The 15,840-nt window shown below is 72.3% G+C and carries 16 protein-coding genes; 8 read left to right on the top strand and 8 right to left on the bottom strand.

Going from position 1 to position 15,840, the window contains the following annotated elements; translation table 11 throughout:
* The first annotated feature begins 65 nt into the window (after nucleotides 1–65).
* The 3 genes from L2K70_RS09625 (at nucleotide 66) to L2K70_RS09615 (ending at nucleotide 3,548) form a co-directional block, all read left to right on the top strand.
* Nucleotides 66–1,685 carry a PucR family transcriptional regulator gene (locus L2K70_RS09625; protein WP_236401620.1) on the top strand — a complete coding sequence of 540 codons (1,620 nt, stop codon included), beginning with the start codon at nucleotides 66–68 and terminating at the stop codon, nucleotides 1,683–1,685.
* Nucleotides 1,686–1,783: 98 nt separating this feature from the next.
* Nucleotides 1,784–2,107 carry a cupin domain-containing protein gene (locus tag L2K70_RS09620; RefSeq protein WP_236401619.1) on the top strand — a complete coding sequence of 108 codons (324 nt, stop codon included), beginning with the start codon at nucleotides 1,784–1,786 and terminating at the stop codon, nucleotides 2,105–2,107.
* Between the two features lie 13 nt (nucleotides 2,108–2,120).
* Nucleotides 2,121–3,548, top strand: coding sequence for a gamma-aminobutyraldehyde dehydrogenase (locus L2K70_RS09615; RefSeq protein ID WP_236401618.1), 1,428 nt, complete (start codon nucleotides 2,121–2,123; stop codon nucleotides 3,546–3,548).
* Nucleotides 3,549–3,555: 7 nt separating this feature from the next.
* Here L2K70_RS09615 and L2K70_RS09610 read toward each other — a convergent pair whose 3' ends face one another.
* From L2K70_RS09610 to L2K70_RS09600, 3 genes are read right to left on the bottom strand one after another with little or no spacing between them, the layout of a single operon-like run.
* The gene (locus L2K70_RS09610) at nucleotides 3,556–4,137 is read right to left on the bottom strand and encodes a carboxymuconolactone decarboxylase family protein (RefSeq protein ID WP_236401617.1); all 582 of its coding nucleotides are present in this window, start codon (nucleotides 4,135–4,137) and stop codon (nucleotides 3,556–3,558) included.
* Between the two features lie 22 nt (nucleotides 4,138–4,159).
* Nucleotides 4,160–4,303 (bottom strand): hypothetical protein, encoded by a 144-nt coding sequence (locus L2K70_RS09605; protein WP_236401616.1) that lies wholly within the window; start codon nucleotides 4,301–4,303, stop codon nucleotides 4,160–4,162.
* 37 nt (nucleotides 4,304–4,340) lie between these two features.
* On the bottom strand, nucleotides 4,341–4,514 hold the full coding sequence (locus L2K70_RS09600) for a CsbD family protein (protein ID WP_236401615.1): 174 nt from the start codon (nucleotides 4,512–4,514) through the stop codon (nucleotides 4,341–4,343).
* Nucleotides 4,515–4,631: 117 nt separating this feature from the next.
* On the opposite strand from L2K70_RS09600, the gene L2K70_RS09595 reads away from it, so the two are divergent.
* The 4 genes from L2K70_RS09595 (at nucleotide 4,632) to L2K70_RS09580 (ending at nucleotide 8,673) form a co-directional block, all read left to right on the top strand.
* Nucleotides 4,632–5,021 carry a hypothetical protein gene (locus L2K70_RS09595; protein ID WP_236401614.1) on the top strand — a complete coding sequence of 130 codons (390 nt, stop codon included), beginning with the start codon at nucleotides 4,632–4,634 and terminating at the stop codon, nucleotides 5,019–5,021.
* A gap of 156 nt (nucleotides 5,022–5,177) precedes the next feature.
* Nucleotides 5,178–5,936: a SurA N-terminal domain-containing protein gene (locus tag L2K70_RS09590; protein ID WP_236401613.1), complete on the top strand. Its 759-nt coding sequence runs from the start codon at nucleotides 5,178–5,180 to the stop codon at nucleotides 5,934–5,936.
* A gap of 71 nt (nucleotides 5,937–6,007) precedes the next feature.
* The gene (locus L2K70_RS09585; RefSeq protein ID WP_236401612.1) at nucleotides 6,008–7,669 is read left to right on the top strand and encodes a WXG100 family type VII secretion target; all 1,662 of its coding nucleotides are present in this window, start codon (nucleotides 6,008–6,010) and stop codon (nucleotides 7,667–7,669) included.
* Between the two features lie 26 nt (nucleotides 7,670–7,695).
* On the top strand, nucleotides 7,696–8,673 hold the full coding sequence (locus L2K70_RS09580) for a hypothetical protein (protein ID WP_236401611.1): 978 nt from the start codon (nucleotides 7,696–7,698) through the stop codon (nucleotides 8,671–8,673).
* Between the two features lies 1 nt (nucleotide 8,674).
* Here the strand turns inward: L2K70_RS09580 and icmF are convergent, their stop codons facing one another.
* From icmF to L2K70_RS09565, 3 genes are all read right to left on the bottom strand, one after another.
* On the bottom strand, nucleotides 8,675–11,899 hold the full coding sequence (gene icmF / locus L2K70_RS09575) for a fused isobutyryl-CoA mutase/GTPase IcmF (RefSeq protein ID WP_236401610.1): 3,225 nt from the start codon (nucleotides 11,897–11,899) through the stop codon (nucleotides 8,675–8,677).
* Between the two features lie 139 nt (nucleotides 11,900–12,038).
* Nucleotides 12,039–12,530 carry a MarR family winged helix-turn-helix transcriptional regulator gene (locus L2K70_RS09570; RefSeq protein WP_236401609.1) on the bottom strand — a complete coding sequence of 164 codons (492 nt, stop codon included), beginning with the start codon at nucleotides 12,528–12,530 and terminating at the stop codon, nucleotides 12,039–12,041.
* Nucleotides 12,531–12,539: 9 nt separating this feature from the next.
* Nucleotides 12,540–13,283, bottom strand: coding sequence for a helical backbone metal receptor (locus tag L2K70_RS09565; protein ID WP_236401608.1), 744 nt, complete (start codon nucleotides 13,281–13,283; stop codon nucleotides 12,540–12,542).
* Between the two features lie 63 nt (nucleotides 13,284–13,346).
* Here L2K70_RS09565 and L2K70_RS09560 point away from each other — a divergent pair, with 63 nt between their 5' ends.
* Entirely contained in the window at nucleotides 13,347–14,483 is a 1,137-nt protein-coding gene (locus L2K70_RS09560) for an aldehyde dehydrogenase family protein (protein ID WP_236401607.1), read from the top strand.
* On the opposite strand, the gene L2K70_RS09555 is transcribed toward L2K70_RS09560, so the two are convergent.
* Both L2K70_RS09555 and L2K70_RS09550 read right to left on the bottom strand, forming a co-directional pair.
* Nucleotides 14,446–14,889 carry a GNAT family N-acetyltransferase gene (locus L2K70_RS09555; protein WP_236401606.1) on the bottom strand — a complete coding sequence of 148 codons (444 nt, stop codon included), beginning with the start codon at nucleotides 14,887–14,889 and terminating at the stop codon, nucleotides 14,446–14,448. The genes L2K70_RS09560 and L2K70_RS09555 overlap by 38 nt on opposite strands.
* Nucleotides 14,886–15,800, bottom strand: a complete 915-nt coding sequence (locus L2K70_RS09550) for an alpha/beta hydrolase (protein ID WP_236401605.1) — start codon at nucleotides 15,798–15,800, stop codon at nucleotides 14,886–14,888. Before L2K70_RS09550 ends, L2K70_RS09555 begins: the two co-directional genes overlap by 4 nt.
* Nucleotides 15,801–15,840: the final 40 nt, after the last annotated feature.

Below are 15,840 nucleotides of genomic sequence, written 5' to 3'. Positions count from 1 at the left end.
GGATCGTAGGATTGCCGGGTTCTGGGCCGACATTCCGTCGCCCCGCCACGCGTATCCTGCGGGTCATGGCGGAGGTGACACCGGGAGTGACGCTCGAGGAGGCGCTGGGCCTCCCGGCGTTCCGCCGTGCCGTGCCCGAGGTCGTCGCAGGCCGGGCCGGGCTCGACCGGCCGATCCGGTGGGTGCACGCGACCGAGCGCCTCGACGCAGGCTCGCTGCTGCGCGCCGGGGACCTGCTGCTCACGATGGGGACCGGCCTGCCCGCCGACGACGACGAGTCGGCCCTCGACGCCTTCGTCGACGAGCTCGCGGAGTCGGGCGCCGTCGGCATCGTCGTCGAGCTCGGCCGGCGGTGGTCGGGCGACCTCCCCTCCCCGCTGGTGGCGGCCTGCGAGCGGCACGGCCTGCCGCTGGTCGTCCTCGGCCAGGAGACGCGGTTCGCTGCGCTGGCGCAGGAGGTGGGGGAGCGGGTGGTGGACCGCCAGCTCACGGAGCTGCGCGAGGCCCAGCGCGTGCACGAGACCTTCACCGAGCTGTCGTTCAGCCAGGCCGGTCCGGTCGAGATCCTGCAGGCCGTGCAGCGGATGGTCGCCGGGCCGGTCGTCGTGGAGAACGCCCAGCACCGGCCGCTCGACTACTTCGCCGGACCCGACGACGCCGGGGGCTTCCTCGACGGCTGGCCCGCCCGGTCGCGCCGTGTCGAGGTCGCCGGCCGGACGGGCTGGGACTCCGCCAACGGCTGGTTGGTCACCCGCCTGGGGACCGCCGACCAGGCGTGGGGCCGCCTGGTCATCGGGTCTCCCGAGCCGCCCTCCCAGCGCCTCGTCGCCGTCGCCGAGCGTGCGGCGGCCGCCCTCGCCCTCCACCGCCTGCACGACCGTGACCGCGGCACGCTGATGCGGCGCACGCACCTCGAGCTGCTCTCGGGGCTCACCGACGACCCCGACTCCGACGACGTGCTGCGCCGCTGCGAGCTGGCCGGCTTCCCGGTGCGGCGACGCTCCTTCGCGGGGGTCGTCGTACGACCACGCGTCGGCGCCGCATCACCCGCCGACCTCGACGAGGTCGCCGCCACCGTCGTCCGCGCCGCCCACGGGCTGCGCCTGCCCGCGCTGGTCAGCGAGGTCGAGCGCGACCTGCGGGTGCTGGTCTCGGCGGCCCCCACCGCCGACGTCGACGACCTGGTGGACCGCCTCGCGGCGCGGGTGGCGCAGCACCACGACGTCGTGCTGGCTGCGGGGCGGGTGGTGCCCGCGCGCTCCGGCATCGCGCGGTCGGTGACCGAGGCGGGCCAGGTCGCCGACGCGGCACCCCAGGTGCGCCGCGACAACGACCCCGACGTGCACCGGCTCGCCGACCTGCACCTGCGCGGGCTGCTCGCCCTCCTCGGCGAGGACGACCGGCTGCGCCTCTTCGCGGACCGAGAGCTCGCCCCGCTCAAGGGACACGACCGGGCCGCGGGCGCCCGCACCGACCTGGTCGCCGCCGTCCGCGCGCTCGTCATGCACCCGGCGAGCAAGACCGAGGCGGCCGCCAGCCTGCACCTCTCGCGCGCCGCCTTCTACGACCGGCTCGCCCGCGTCGAGGAGATCCTCGACGCCGACCTCGACGACCCCGACGTCCGCGTCTCGCTCCACGTGGCCCTGCTGGCCGACGAGCTGGGGGGTGGAGATCAGTTCCCCTGACAGCCCCGAGCCGTCGCCCGCCGGATCGTCCGCTGCGTGGCGCAACGTCCGACAGATCGTCGCCCCTGCGCACGGTTCGCCGGGGCAGGATGGCTGCCATGTTCCGCGTGCTCGACGTCGCCGCCGACGTGCCCACCACCCCCCTCGACCCCGGCACCGTCCTCGACGGGTCCCCCGAGGCGGGCTCCCGGGCGCTTGCCGCGGTCGCCGGAGTGGAGGTGGGCGTGTGGGAGATGAGCCCCGGTACGGCGACCGACGTCGAGGTCGACGAGGTGTTCGTGGTGCTGTCCGGGTCGGCCACCGTCACCTTCCAGGACGGCGAGGCCGTCGACCTCGCTCCGGGCAGCGTCGTACGACTGCGCGAGGGCGAGCAGACCACCTGGGTCGTCCGCGAGACGCTCCGCAAGATCTACGTCGCCTGAGAGGGACTGTCCGATGACTGACACGATCACGAACTTCATCGACGGCGAGGTCGTCGAGTCCGCCACGACCGACTTCATCGAGCTCGTCGACCCCACCACGGGTGAGGTCGACGGCCGCTCACCGGTGTCGACGGCCGAGGAGGTGGACCGGGCGTACGACGCTGCCCTCCGGGCGTCGGAGTCGTGGAAGCGCCTGACCCCCGGTCGTCGGCAGGCCCACCTGCTCGACCTCGCCACCGCGATCGCCGAGCGCCGCGACGAGATCGCTGCGGTCCAGGCCCGCGACACCGGGCAGCCGGTGCGCTACATCGCGAGCGAGGAGGTCGACCAGGGCGTCGACCAGCTGCGGTTCTTCGCCGGCGCGGCCCGGCTGCTCGAGGGCAAGTCGTCGGGGGAGTACCTCGAGGGTCACACCTCGAGCATCCGCCGCGAGCCGATCGGCGTCGTCGGCCAGGTGACGCCGTGGAACTACCCCTTCGCCATGGCCATCTGGAAGATCGCGCCCGCGCTCGCCGCAGGCAACACGATCGTGCTCAAGCCGAGCGACACCACCCCGCGCTCGACCGTGCTGCTGGCGGAGATCGCCGGTGCGATCCTGCCGCCGGGCGTCCTCAACGTCGTCAACGGCGACGCCACCACCGGCCGGCTCCTCGTCGAGCACCCGACCCCGGGCCTGGTCGCGATCACCGGGTCCGTCCGGGCCGGGATCGAGGTCGCCTCCTCGGCAGCGAAGAACCTCAAGCGCGCCCACCTCGAGCTCGGCGGCAAGGCCCCGGTGGTCGTCACGCCCGACACCGACCTGCCGCGGGCGGCCGAGATGATCGCCGCGGCCGCCTACTTCAACGCCGGCCAGGACTGCACCGCCGCCACCCGCGTGATCGTGCACAGCAGCATCCACGACGAGCTCGTCGACCTGCTGGTCACGGAGGCCGAGGGCACGCGTCCCGGCCCGCCGTCCGACACCGAGGCCGACTACGGCCCGCTCAACAACGCGGTCCACCTCGCCAAGGTCGAGGCGTTCCTCGCCGACCTGCCCGACCACGCGGTCGTGCGCACCGGCGGGAAGCGCCACGGTGACGCGGGGTTCTTCTTCGCCCCGACCGTCGTGACCGACGTGCGCCAGGACGACCGGATCGTGCAGGAGGAGGTGTTCGGCCCGGTCCTCACCGTGCAGTCGTACGACGACGAGGCCGAGGCGGTGCGGATGGCCAACGACGTCCCCTACGGCCTCGCGGCCAGTGTCTGGACACGCGACCACGGCACGGCCGACCGGCTGACCCGCGAGCTGGACTTCGGGTGCGTGTGGGTCAACACCCACATCCCGTTCGTCTCGGAGATGCCGCACGGCGGGTTCGGGCACTCGGGCTACGGCAAGGACCTGTCGGGCTACGGCTTCGACGACTACACGCGCATCAAGCACGTGATGACCGCCCACTACTGACCGCCCACTACTGACCGGGCTGCTGCTCCTCGGGCGCTCCCACGTCGTAGACCGCCATCAGGTCGGACAGGGTGCGGTAGTAGCCGACCAGCACGGTCAGCTCGGTGATCGTGGTGGTGCCGAGCACGGCGACCAGGTCGGCGTACTCCTCGTTGCCCAGCCGCGGTCGGCCGTCGAGCAGGCGGCGGCAGAAGTCGTACGCCGTCTGCTCGGCGTGGCTCAACGAGGTGAACGAGCCGTCGGCGAGCGCCGCCAGCTCGTCGTCGCTCAGCCCGGCGGCGCGACCCACGCGCTCGTGGGCGTAGCGCTCGAACTCGCTGCGGGTCGCGCCCGCGACCGTGAGGATCGCGATCTCCCGCAGCCGGTCACTGAGCCCCGTCGCGTAGCGCAGGGCGCTCCCGAGCTCCTGGAGGGGCCGGCCGAGGGCGGGCCCGTGGACCATCACGCCGAAGGGACCGGTGAGCGCCCCTCCCCGCGTGGTGAGCGGGAAGTGCTGCGTCCCGGTCCCGCGGGGGCCGCCGACGATGGCGTCGTACAGCGCCCGCTGCTCGGGGTCGAGGTCCTCGGGTGCCAGGTCGGGCAGTCGCACGGGACCTCCTCGGACGGACGGCTCACGCCGCGGTGTCGCTGCGGTGCGACGAGGACGATCCTCGCTCGGCGAGCTTGTGCTTGGCGAGCGGCAGGCCGACCAGGGTCAGCACCTTCCAGAAGAGCCAGCCCAGCAGGGCGAACAGGTTGCGCTTCGGTCGTGCCACGTTTCCTCCTCGTGCGGTTGCCGGACGCGGGCGGGCGTCACTTCTTGAAGGCGTCCTTGACGTTCTCGCCGGCCTGCTTCACGTCGGCGGCGGCCTGGTCCTTCTTGCCCTCGGCCTTGAGCTGGTCGTTGTTCGTGACGTCGCCCACGACCTCCTTGGCCTTGCCGGTGAGGTCCTGCGCGGTGTTCTTGGCCTTGTCGGCGATACCCATGACGGATTCCTTCCACTCGGTTGTCGTTCTCGGTGGTTGGTCGTACGGAGTCGCCGGATCGTCACGCGGGTGTGAGCCAGATCTCGTCAGGCCTCGTCCGTCGGGCATGCTGGCGCCATGCGCTTCACCGAGCACGAGCTGACCGTCGCCGTCACCGCCGCCGCGAAGATCGTCGCCGGCGGGAAGATCGGCCGTCGCGGCAAGGGTGAGGAGAAGTGGGAGGCGATGAGCAAGATCGACCGCTACCACCTCCTCGAGGCGGTCGGCGGCCAGGTGCTGCCCGTGCTCCTCGCGCTGCCCGACATCGAGGTCGAGGCCGGCACGCGGCCGACGTTCACCGACGCCCAGATCGCCGCCGCGGTCGAGCAGACGATGGGCGAGAGCGGCGTCGGCCGCATGCGGCAGAAAGTGGCCGTCGCCGCCCGCCTCACCCTCGTGCGTACGGCCCTCGCCGAGCTCCCCGTCCGCCAGGACCCCGACGCCCTGATCGTCCCCGACCACCTCTGACCCCGGGGTCTGGAGTCACCGGACATCCGGTGACCGCAACGGTTGTCGGCCGAGATCTCGGCTACGAACCGTAGGACTCGGGTCCGGAGTCCGACCCCGCCCCCTGAGAACGGCGCTCAGGAACGGTGCGTACGGTCGAGGGTGATGACTCACCTGATGCGCACCCGTACCGCCCTCGGCCTCCTGGCCGCCACCAGCCTCCTCGCCCTCTCCGCGTGTGGCGGGTCGGGCGACTCGACCTCCGACAAGGAGTCGGACGCCTCGGCGAAGGACAGTCCCAGCGCGAGCGCCGACGCCGGCTCGACCGACGGCCCCGACCTGTCCGGCATCCCCGACGTCGTGGCCGAGGTCAACGGCGAGGAGGTCACCAAGGACGAGTTCGTCCCGCTCTACGAGGCCGCCTTCCAGCAGGCGGCCGCGCAGGCGCAGACCAGCGGCCAGGCTCCCGACGAGGAGCAGATCAAGAAGCAGACCGCCGATGACCTCGTCTCGACCGAGCTCCTCACGCAGGAGGCCGAGTCGCGCGGCATCGAGGTCAGCGACGACCAGGTCGACGCCGAGCTCGAGGACATCGCGAAGCAGAACCAGCTCGGCTCCACCGACGAGCTGTTGGAGGCCATCGAGAAGAACGGCATGACCGAGGACCAGGCCCGCAACCAGGTCGAGATGCAGCTCCTCGTCGAGGGCCTCGTCGAGGACGAGGACGGCAGCACCACGCCGAGCGGCAAGGAGCTGCGCGCGATCTACGCGAAGGCCAAGGAGCAGGCCGCCGGTCAGGGGGGCCAGGAGATCCCGCCCTTCGCCGAGGTCAAGGACCAGATCGCCGCGCAGGCCGAGGACGAGCAGGTCGGCAAGGTCGCACAGTCGCTGCTGAAGGGCCTCCGCAAGGACGCCGACATCACGATCAACCTCTGACCTGCTGTTTCGTCGCACGCCGGCCGGGGCATGATGCCCGGTGGCGGTAGCGACCGGGGGGACGGTGGGACGTGACGGATCCGGAGATCGAGCACGCGCGGCTCGTGTCGGGCGACGCGGGGCTGCTGCGGCAGCGGGCGGCGACGCTCGAGGAGGCGGCCCACGCGCTGACGGGCGCGCGGTCCGACGTGGCCGACGCCCAGGACGTGGTGGTCTGGGACGGCTCGGGTGCCGTCGCCTTCGATGCCCGCATGTCCACGCTCCGCAACGGCATCACCCTGACCCGTACGACGGTGGAGCGCGCGCGGGGCGCGCTCGAGACCGCGGCCGACGCCTACACCACCGCCGAGAGCCACGCCGACCACTACATCGGCTTCTGGCGCAACCGGCCCTCCGGGCTGCCGCCGGTGGTCGAGGAGATCTTCGCCCGGGTCGTCAACGCCTTCCTGGTCGGCGTGGGCGTCGACTACAACCGCCAGCTGGCTGCCGTCTCAAGTGTCCTGACGGGTGAGGAGGTCGACCTCGACGACCTCGACGAGGAGACCCGGGAGTGGGTCGAGGAGGGGCTGCGCAAGAACGAGGAGTGGCTGGCCGGCAACGACAGCGGCCTCGGCCCGATCATCCCCAACACCGCGGCCAGCGGCGACGACCGGGGCTGGATCCCGCAGGGACTGGGCTACGACCCCGACTCGCGCACACTCGTCCAGAGCTACTACACCGAGGACGGCACCTCCTACCTCGCCCTGATCGACGAGGTCACCGGCAAGAAGGTCGGCGAGGTGCGCCTCGGCGGCGACTTCCCCGTCCCCGAGGGCAGCAGCGCCACGCCGGACCGCCCCAACCACGCCGGCGGGGTCAGCGTGCAGGGCGACCACGTGTACGTCGTCGACAACGGGAAGCTGTTCACCTACTCCCTCCGGGACCTCAGGGGCGGCACCGCCGACGACGAGGTCGATCCTGTGCGGCCCCCGCAGGACGTGCGAGGCGGCTCCTACTCCGCGATGCACGACGGCCGGCTCTACCTCGGCGACTTCGAGAACGACGTGCTCCACGTGTACGAGAAGCGGGGCGGTGACTGGGTGGAGGTGGACAGCGTCGAGACGCCGAACCAGTGCCAGGGCGTCGTCGTCCGTGACGGCCAGTACGTCTTCAGCTCCTCCTACGGTCGCGGCAACGAGAGCAGCCTGATCGTGCAGGACGCGGACACGGGGGACAGGAGCAAGCCCTACGTCATGCCCAACATGGCGGAGGGGATCGTGGAGGTCGACGGCGACGTGATCACCACCTACGAGTCCGGCGCCGGTGCCTACCAGGAGGCGGACGGCACCTCGGGCTGGTGGTGGGGCCTCGACGACAACCGCGACCTGTGGCCCAGCACCCACATGACCCGCACGCCGCTCTCGGACCTCGGCATCGGCCAGGACCTCGAGATCGAGCCCGGCTCCCTGACCGGGGCGGCCGCCGACCTCGGTGCCCCCGCCGACGCGCTGGCACGAGAGGCATCCACGCTCGGCAGCCTCCGGGTGCCCTCGCACGCGCTCGGCCGCGTGCCCGCAGCCGCCGGACTCGCCCGCGAGATCGACGAGCTCGTCGAGACGGCCGGCGACAGCCTGCGGACCGGCTCCTCCGCCGTGGCCGCAGCGGCGGAGCTGCTCGTCGCGACCGCGAACGACCACACCCGGGTCGACGACCACGTGGGCTCCGCGTTCCGCGGTGCCACGCCGCTCCCGTGATGCGGCCCCCCTGCCATGCTGCTCGCATGTGGCGTGCCGTCCCGGGTGGTGTCCTGCTCGCGCTCCTCGCACTGACCGGATGCGGATCGGACGGCACCGGTGACCTCGACGACTCGGCCGCGTGGCGGACCAGCACCGATCCCCTGGACCCGACGGGCCTCGTGTGGGCGTCCGGCCAGACCGTGCACCTCCAGGACGGCACCACCGTCGACGTCGGCGCGGACATCGCCCAGTTCGCCGTCGCCGGTGACGGCATCTTCTTCTTCGAGGCCACCGGTGACGACCGCGGCGACGACCTACGCGACGCCCCGCTGCTCTACGGCGAGGACGGCTCCGATCCCGTCGACACCGGCCTCGACGTCGACGGCGACATGGTGGCCGCGTCCCCGGACGGCACCCACCTCGCCGCCATCGTGGTGAACGACGACGACACCGGCGCGACGGTCACCATCTTCGACCTCACCTCGGGCGAGGTGGTCCGCTCGTCGGACGGCATGCGACCGGGATCGGACCCCGAGGACGAGTTCCTCGAGGCCGAGCTGAGCGTCCTGGGCATCGACGACGACGACCTCTACGGGCGGTCGCTGGACGGCGACTTCGCGTGGAGCCTCAGCACGGGCGAGGGGCGCGAGGCGGACCCGTCGGCGCTGCTCGACCCTCTGGCGAGCCCCAACGGCGCGTGGACGATCGAGACGAAGCGCGACGGCACGGTCCGCACCGTCGCGTCACCGGGCGGAGAGCGGGTGCGGCTGCAGCTGCCCGAGGGGTGGCGCAGCTACCTGTCGGCCTGGGCGGACGGCTCCACCGCCGTCGGCGTGTCCGTGAAGGGTGGGGCGAGCCCGGAGCTCGACCCGGGCGACACGGTCCGCCTGCTGACCTGTCAGGTGCCGGACGGGACGTGCGAGGTCCGCACCGACGTACCGGACGGCACCGTGCTCCTCCCGATGCGCGGTGACACGGGGCAGGCCTACCGGATCCAGACCGGCCGGACCGGGAGCTCCTGACTCAGACGTTGCGGCGGTACTGCCCGCCCACCTCGAAGAACGCCTCGGTGACCTGCTGGAGCGAGCAGACCCGTGCGGCGTCCATCAGCACGGCGAAGACGTTCTCGCCCCGGATCGCCGCATCCTTGAGCCGGGCGAGCGCCTCCTGCGCCTCGGCGCCGTGGGCGGCCTGGAAGGCGCGCACGCGGGTCAGCTGCGACTCCTTCTCCGCGTCGGTCGCGCGGGCCAGCTCGATCTCCCGGGGCTGCGCGTCGGGACCCGACTCCTTGAGGAAGGTGTTGACGCCGATGATGGGCAGCGAGCCGTCGTGCTTGCGGTGCTCGTAGAGCATCGACTCGTCCTGGATCCGGCCGCGCTGGTAGCCGGTCTCCATCGCACCCAGCACGCCGCCGCGCTCGTTGATCGCGTCGAACTCGCGCAGCACCGCCTCCTCGACGAGGTCGGTGAGATCGTCGATGACGAACGAGCCCTGGAGCGGGTTCTCGTTCATCGCCAGTCCCCACTCGCGGTTGATGATCAGCTGGATCGCCAGCGCCCGGCGCACGGAGTCCTCGGTGGGGGTCGTCACCGCCTCGTCGTAGGCGTTGGTGTGCAGGCTGTTCGCGTTGTCGTAGATCGCGATCAGCGCCTGCAGCGTCGTGCGGATGTCGTTGAAGTCCATCTCCTGCGCGTGCAGCGACCGCCCGCTCGTCTGGACGTGGTACTTCAGCTTCTGCGAGCGCTCGCCGGCGCCGTACTTCTCCTTCATCGTCACCGCCCAGATGCGGCGGGCGACGCGGCCGAGCACGCTGTACTCGGGGTCCATGCCGTTGGAGAAGAAGAACGACAGGTTGGGTGCGAAGTCGTCGATGTCCATGCCGCGCGCGAGGTAGGCCTCGACGTAGGTGAAGCCGTTGGCGAGGGTGAACGCGAGCTGGCTGATGGGGTTCGCCCCGGCCTCGGCGATGTGATAGCCGGAGATCGACACCGAGTAGAAGTTGCGCACCTGGTGCTCGATGAACCACTCCTGGATGTCGGCCATCATCCGCAGGCTGAACTCGGTGGAGAACAGGCAGGTGTTCTGGCCCTGGTCCTCCTTGAGGATGTCGGCCTGCACCGTGCCCCGGACGTTGGCGAGGGCGTACGCCGACAGCTCGGCGTGCTCCTCCGCCGACGGGTCGCGTCCCTCGCGCTCACGGAACGCGTCGACCTGCTGGTCGATCGCGGTGTTGAGGAAGAAGGCCAGCACGGTCGGCGCCGGGCCGTTGATCGTCATGGAGACAGACGTCGTCGGCGACACCAGGTCGAAGCCGTCGTAGAGCGCCTTCATGTCGTCCAGCGTCGCGACGCTGACGCCCGAGGTGCCGACCTTGCCGTAGACGTCGGGGCGCGGGTCGGGGTCGCGGCCGTAGAGGGTCACCGAGTCGAACGCCGTCGACAGGCGGGTCGCGTCGTTGCCCTGCGAGAGGATCTTGAAGCGGCGGTTCGTGCGCGCCGGGTCACCCTCGCCGGCGAACATGCGCGCCGGGTCCTCGTTGTCGCGCTTGAACGGGAAGACGCCCGCGGTGAAGGGGAAGTAACCGGGCAGGTTCTCGTTGCGCCAGAACCGCACCAGCTCGCCGTGGTCGGTGAACCGCGGCAGCGAGACCCGGGGGATCTTGTTGCCGCTGAGCGACTCCCTCGTGAGCCTCGTCGTGATCTCGCGGTCACGGACCCGCACCGTCTGCTCGTCCCCGGAGTAGGCCTCCACGACCGACGGCCACCGCTCGAGCTGGTCGGCCACCTCGTGCGGCACGGCCTTGCGCGCCTCCTCGAGCAGCTCGTGCACGCCGGTCGCGTCACCTTCTCCCAGTGCGTCGGCGACGTACTGCACGCGCTGCAGGTTGCGCGCCGCCTCGGCCAGCTCGGCCGTGCGTGCGTGGTAGCCGCGGACGGTCTCGGTGATCTCCGAGAGGTAGCGCACGCGCTTCGGCGGCACGACCTGCCGGATGCCGGAGGAGTGGCGGACGTCGACGTGGGGCAGCGTGCCCTCGACGACCTGCAGGCCCGCCTCGGCGAGCTCGGCGCGCAGGTGCTGGTAGAGCGCGGTGACGCCGTCGTCGTTGAACGTCGCGGCGCTGGTGCCGAAGACCGGCATGTCGTGCGGCTGCTTGCCGAACGCCTCGCGGTTGCGGACCAGCTGGCGGCCGACGTCGCGCAGCGCGTCCTTCGCGCCGCGGCGCTCGAACTTGTTGATCGCGACCGAGTCGGCGAAGTCGAGCATGTCGATCTTCTCCAGCTGCGAGGCCGCGCCGAACTCGGGCGTCATCACGTAGAGGGAGTGGTCGACCAGCGGCACGATGCCGGCGTCGCCCTGCCCGATGCCCGGCGTCTCGACGATCACCAGGTCGTTGCCCGCGGCCTTGAGCACGTCGATCACGTCGGCGAGGTGCTCGGGCACCTCGTGGGCGCCGCGGGTGGCGAGCGAGCGGAAGAACACGCGGTCGCCGTCCAGCGAGTTCGCTCGGATGCGGTCGCCGAGCAGGGCGCCGCCACCCTTGCGGCGGGTGGGGTCGACGGCGACGACGGCGATCCGCAGCTTGTCCTGCTGGTCGGTGCGGAAGCGTCGTACGACCTCGTCGGTCAGCGACGACTTGCCGGATCCGCCGGTGCCGGTGATGCCCAGCACCGGCACCGGACGTCGCTTCGCTGCTGCGCGCAGCTCGACCAGCATCGCCTCGTCGAGGCGGCCGCCCTCGGCCCCGGTGATCGCGCGAGCGACGGCGAACCGGTCGCCGGAGAGGACCTGCTCGGCGCTCACCGCGCCGTCGTTCCAGAGGTCGACGTCGCAGTCCGCCACGACCGAGCTGATCATCCCGACCAGCCCCATCTTCTGGCCGTCCTCCGGCGAGAAGATGGTGACGCCGGACTCGCGCAGCCGGGCGATCTCGGCCGGCACGATCACGCCGCCGCCACCGCCGACTACGCGGACGTGGCCGGCGCCCTGCTCGCGCAGCGACTGGACGAGGTACTCGAAGTACTCGACGTGGCCGCCCTGGTAGGACGACACCGCGACGCCCTGCACGTCCTCCTCGAGCGCCGCGTCGACGACCTCCTGCACCGAGCGGTTGTGCCCGAGGTGGATGACCTCGCAGCCCTGGCTCATGAAGATGCGCCGCATGATGTTGATCGACGCGTCGTGGCCGTCGAACAGCGCGGACGACGTCACGAGACGGATCGGGTTCCTCGGCGTGTGCAGGTCGGCCATGGTGAGATAGTAGGACGTCCTACTAACTACTCGCGAGTCATGTGGTGCTCCTTCTGGAGTCACCGGATGTCCGGTGACCGCAACGGTTGTCAGCCGAGATCTGGGCCGGCAACCGTAGGACTCGGGTACGAAGTCCCCGTCAGGAGCCGTCGCCGAGCCCGGTGCGGAGGGCGGTCAGCCGGTCGGTCAGCTCGCGTACGTCGGCAGCGGGCAGGCCCGGCTCCTCGAAGACGTCGGCGTTGAGGGCCGCCGTCGCCTCCTCGACCGCCCGGCGGCCCGCGTCGGTCAGCACGGCGCGCACCACGCGTCGGTCGGCGTCGCCGCGGACGCGCTCGACGTACCCCTGCGCCACGAGCCGGTCGACCGCACTCGTGACGCTCGTCGGGTGCACCTGCAGCAGGGAACCGAGCCGCGACATCGGCATCGCCTGCTCGCGCGCGAAGGACAGCAGTCGCAGCACCTCGTAGCGGGCGAAGGTCAGGTCGCGCGGGCGGAGCACGGCGTCGATCCGCTCGAGCAGCAGCTGCTGTGCCCGCACCACCGAGGTCACCATCGCCATGCCATCGGCGGCCTCGGGCCACCCGTGGGCCACCCACTGGCGGTGGGCCTCGCCGATCGGGTCGCGGGTCATGGCTGGAGGTTAGCCACCGATCGACGTCAGGACCGCGTGCGCCTCGACCATCGCGGGGCCGTACCAGGTCAGCAGCCGTCCCGACACCAGCCGCGTCGGCGTGCGCAGCGCCTCCGGGCCGTCGTCGCCGGTGAAGACGTACGGCTCGTCCGGCAGCAGCACGACGTCCGCGCCGGCGCCGTCGATGTCGTCGGGCGTGACCGTGGGGTAGCGGCCGTGGAGACCGGCCAGCACGTTGACCAGCCCTGCCCGGGCCAGCAGGTCGTCGGTGTAGGTGGAGGCGCCGACCACCATCCACGGGTCGCGCCAGATCGGGACAGCCACCCGCAGCCGGTCCGCGACGGGCCTGGCCCAGAGCGACCGGGCCTCGACCAGCCACGACGGGTCCGCCAACCCCAGCGCCGTCGTGAACAGCCGCGACATCGAGTCGAGCGACTCCTCGACGGTCTCGATCCGGGTGACCCACACGGCGACGCCGGCCTCGCGCAGCCGTCGTACGTCGAGCTCGCGGTTCTCCTCCTGGTTGGCCACGACGAGGTCGGGCGCCAGGGCGCGGATCGCCGCGAGGTCGGGGTTCTTGGTGCCCCGGACCCGCTGGACGTCGAGGTCCGCGGGGTGCGTGCACCAGTCCGTCGCGCCGACGAGCACGTCGGGCGCCGAGGTCGCCAGCGCCTCGGTCAGCGACGGGACGAGCGAGACGACGCGACGCGCCGGACCACCCGTAGGGACGTCGGCACCGAGGTCGTCGCGCATGACCCCGAGGCTAGGCCGTGTGGCGGATGGGGCTCGCGCCCCCGCTCGTGGTGGAGTTGGCCCATGTCCAAGAGGTTGCGGTCCGCCGCGGTGCTGCCCGTCGACGGCGTGGAGCAGCCGACCGCCGAGCAGCGCACGTTCACCGCGGTCGAGCCCGCCACGGGTGAGCCGCTGTGGGAGGTGCCGGACGCCGGCCCCGAGGACGCCGCGACCGCTGCGACCGCCGCTCGCCGCGCGCTGCTCGAGACCCCGTGGAGCACCGACCTCCGGCTCCGCAGCGACGCGCTCCACGCCTTCCAGGAGGCCCTGCGCGACCGCGCCGACGACCTCGCCCTGCTCGTGGCGACCGAGACCGGGGTCCCGGTGTCGCTGCGCGCGGAGCACCTCGACGCCCCGATCGCGCAGGTGCGGGTGGAGGACCGCGACCAGCGGGCCGCGGCGACCGTCGTCATCACGCCTGCCACCTCCCCGCTCGCCGTCGCGATCGAGGAGGTGGGCCGCGTGCTGGTCGCCGGCGGCACGGTCGTCCTGAAGCCCGCCGTCGAGGCGTCGAGCGCCGCCCTGGAGATCGGCCGGATCGCGCTCGACGTCCTGCCGCGGGGCGTGCTCAACGTGGTCACGACCCGCGACGTCGACGTCGCGATCGCGCTCACCCAGGACCCCCGCATCGACGCGGTGTCGTTCACCGGCTCCTCGGTCAGCGGCGAACGAGTGACGGTCGCCGCCTCGCGCGCGGGCAAGGCCGCGCGCATCGACGTCGGCGGTCCCGGCACCGCCCAGGCGACGGACGACGACCTCGAGGAGGTCGTGAGGTCCGCGGTCGACGCCGTCGGCGCCAACGCCGGCCAGGGCTGCCGGTTGCCGAGCACCGTCCTCGTCCCGCCCCACCGGTACGACGACGCGCTCGCCCTCGCGGTCGAGGCGATGCGCTCCGTGCAGGTCGGCGACCCCACCGACCCCGTCACGCAGTGCGGACCCCTGCGCTCGCGGGTCGCACGGGACCGCGTCCTGCGCTACCTCGCGCTCGCCGGCACCGAGGGCGGGACGATCGCGCTCGGCGGCCACCCGCTGGACCGGCCCGGGTGGTGGGTGGCGCCGACGGTCATCCGTGGCCTCTCGCCCCAGTCGCGGCTGGTGCGCGAGGAGGTCCTGGGTCCGGTGCTCATGGTCGTCGCGGACGAGTCATCGGCACGTGCATGATGCCGTCCTCGTCGAACTCCGGGCCCGCGACCTCGAAGCCGTACCCCTCGTAGAAGGCGGTCAGACCCGTCTGCGCGTCGAGCCGCACCTCGCGCTCGCCGCAGAGGCCCATCGCCTCCTCCATCATCAGCGCGGCCAGGCCTCGGCCCCGTGCCGACGGCGCGACCACCACGCGTCCGATGCGGGCCCGGTCACCGTCGTCGAGGACCCGCAGGGTGCCGATGACCTCCTCGTCCCCGTCGTCGTCGAGCAGCACGACGTGCCTCGTCGCGGGTTCGAGGTCGCGTCCGTCCAGGTCGGGGTAGGGGCAGTCCTGCTCGACGACGAACACCTGCTGCCGCAGCCGCCACACGTCGTACGCCGTCCGCGTCGGCAGCTCGTCGAAGGCGGCGGTGAGAAGCCTCATCCGACGCTCCGACCCTCGACGAAGGCCACGACCTGACCGAAGGCGCGGCGCGCCTCGGGGGCGAACGGGAGGATCCCGTAGACGTGGATGAGGGCGGGCTCCTCGACGGCGGTCAGGTCCCAGCCGGCCTCGGCGGCGCGGCGGACGAGCAGCCGGCAGCCGGGGTGGAGCAGGTCGCGCGTGCCGTAGAGCACGATCCCCGGCGGCAGCCCCGACAGGTCGGCGAGCGCGGGGGACACCTCCGGACGGCCGAGGTCGTCGGGCGAGCCGGCCCACCACGCGGCGTACGCCTGGAGCTTGCCGAAGAACAGCCATGGGTCGATGGCGTCCACCTCGCGCGTCTCCGGGGTCGAGGTGGTGAGGTCGACCCACGGGGCGTGCATGACGAGGTGGGTCGCGGGCGTCAGCCCGCGCTCGCGCATCGAGATGGCGATCGCCAGCGCAAGGCCGCCGCCGGCGGAGTCGCCGGCGAGGACGACGCCGCCGTCCTGCTCCGCCCAGCGCCCGGCGTCGGCGACGAGCGCGTCGTGGCAGTCGGCCCACGTGTGCTCGGGAGCGAGCGGGTAGTCGGGCATGACGACGCGGGCGCCGATCGCGTCGGCCAGCCGGGTGGCGTAGCGGACGTGCAGGGGATCGATCGGGGCCATGAACGCACCGCCGTGGATGTAGTACAGCGTGCGCGTCACGGGCCGCGTGCGCGGCGTGAGGACGTACGCCGGGAAGCCCAGGTCCTCGGTGGTGACGTCCCACCGTCGCGCGAACCGGGGCACCGCCCGGGTCGGCAGGCCGGGCGCGAGGGTGCGGTGCCAGGCCTCGACCCGGGCCCGCTCGACCTGCTCGTCCTCCAGCTCGCGCGAGCGCCGGACCCTCGGGATCACCGTCGCGAGCAGCTGGTGGCGGACGCTCGGCATGACCAGAGCGTAGGCGTCGACGCCACCGGGCTACGCTGGG

This window comes from Nocardioides potassii, assembly GCF_021648885.1.
GTDB lineage: Bacteria > Actinomycetota > Actinomycetes > Propionibacteriales > Nocardioidaceae > Nocardioides > Nocardioides potassii.
The sequence above is the reverse complement of the archived record's forward strand: the minus strand, read 5'-3'. Positions and strand labels throughout refer to the sequence as shown.

Excerpts from the sequence above, each read along its gene's own strand:
- L2K70_RS09625 (WP_236401620.1), top strand. The coding sequence starts at position 66 with ATGGCGGAGGTGACACCGGGAGTGACGCTCGAGGAGGCGCTGGGCCTC.
- L2K70_RS09620 (WP_236401619.1), top strand. The coding sequence starts at position 1,784 with ATGTTCCGCGTGCTCGACGTCGCCGCCGACGTGCCCACCACCCCCCTC.
- L2K70_RS09615 (WP_236401618.1), top strand. The coding sequence starts at position 2,121 with ATGACTGACACGATCACGAACTTCATCGACGGCGAGGTCGTCGAGTCC.
- L2K70_RS09600 (WP_236401615.1), bottom strand. The coding sequence starts at position 4,514 with ATGGGTATCGCCGACAAGGCCAAGAACACCGCGCAGGACCTCACCGGC.
- L2K70_RS09595 (WP_236401614.1), top strand. The coding sequence starts at position 4,632 with ATGCGCTTCACCGAGCACGAGCTGACCGTCGCCGTCACCGCCGCCGCG.
- L2K70_RS09590 (WP_236401613.1), top strand. The coding sequence starts at position 5,178 with ATGCGCACCCGTACCGCCCTCGGCCTCCTGGCCGCCACCAGCCTCCTC.
- L2K70_RS09580 (WP_236401611.1), top strand. The coding sequence starts at position 7,696 with ATGTGGCGTGCCGTCCCGGGTGGTGTCCTGCTCGCGCTCCTCGCACTG.
- icmF (WP_236401610.1), bottom strand. The coding sequence starts at position 11,899 with ATGGCCGACCTGCACACGCCGAGGAACCCGATCCGTCTCGTGACGTCG.
- L2K70_RS09570 (WP_236401609.1), bottom strand. The coding sequence starts at position 12,530 with ATGACCCGCGACCCGATCGGCGAGGCCCACCGCCAGTGGGTGGCCCAC.
- L2K70_RS09565 (WP_236401608.1), bottom strand. The coding sequence starts at position 13,283 with ATGCGCGACGACCTCGGTGCCGACGTCCCTACGGGTGGTCCGGCGCGT.
- L2K70_RS09560 (WP_236401607.1), top strand. The coding sequence starts at position 13,347 with ATGTCCAAGAGGTTGCGGTCCGCCGCGGTGCTGCCCGTCGACGGCGTG.
- L2K70_RS09555 (WP_236401606.1), bottom strand. The coding sequence starts at position 14,889 with ATGAGGCTTCTCACCGCCGCCTTCGACGAGCTGCCGACGCGGACGGCG.
- L2K70_RS09550 (WP_236401605.1), bottom strand. The coding sequence starts at position 15,800 with ATGCCGAGCGTCCGCCACCAGCTGCTCGCGACGGTGATCCCGAGGGTC.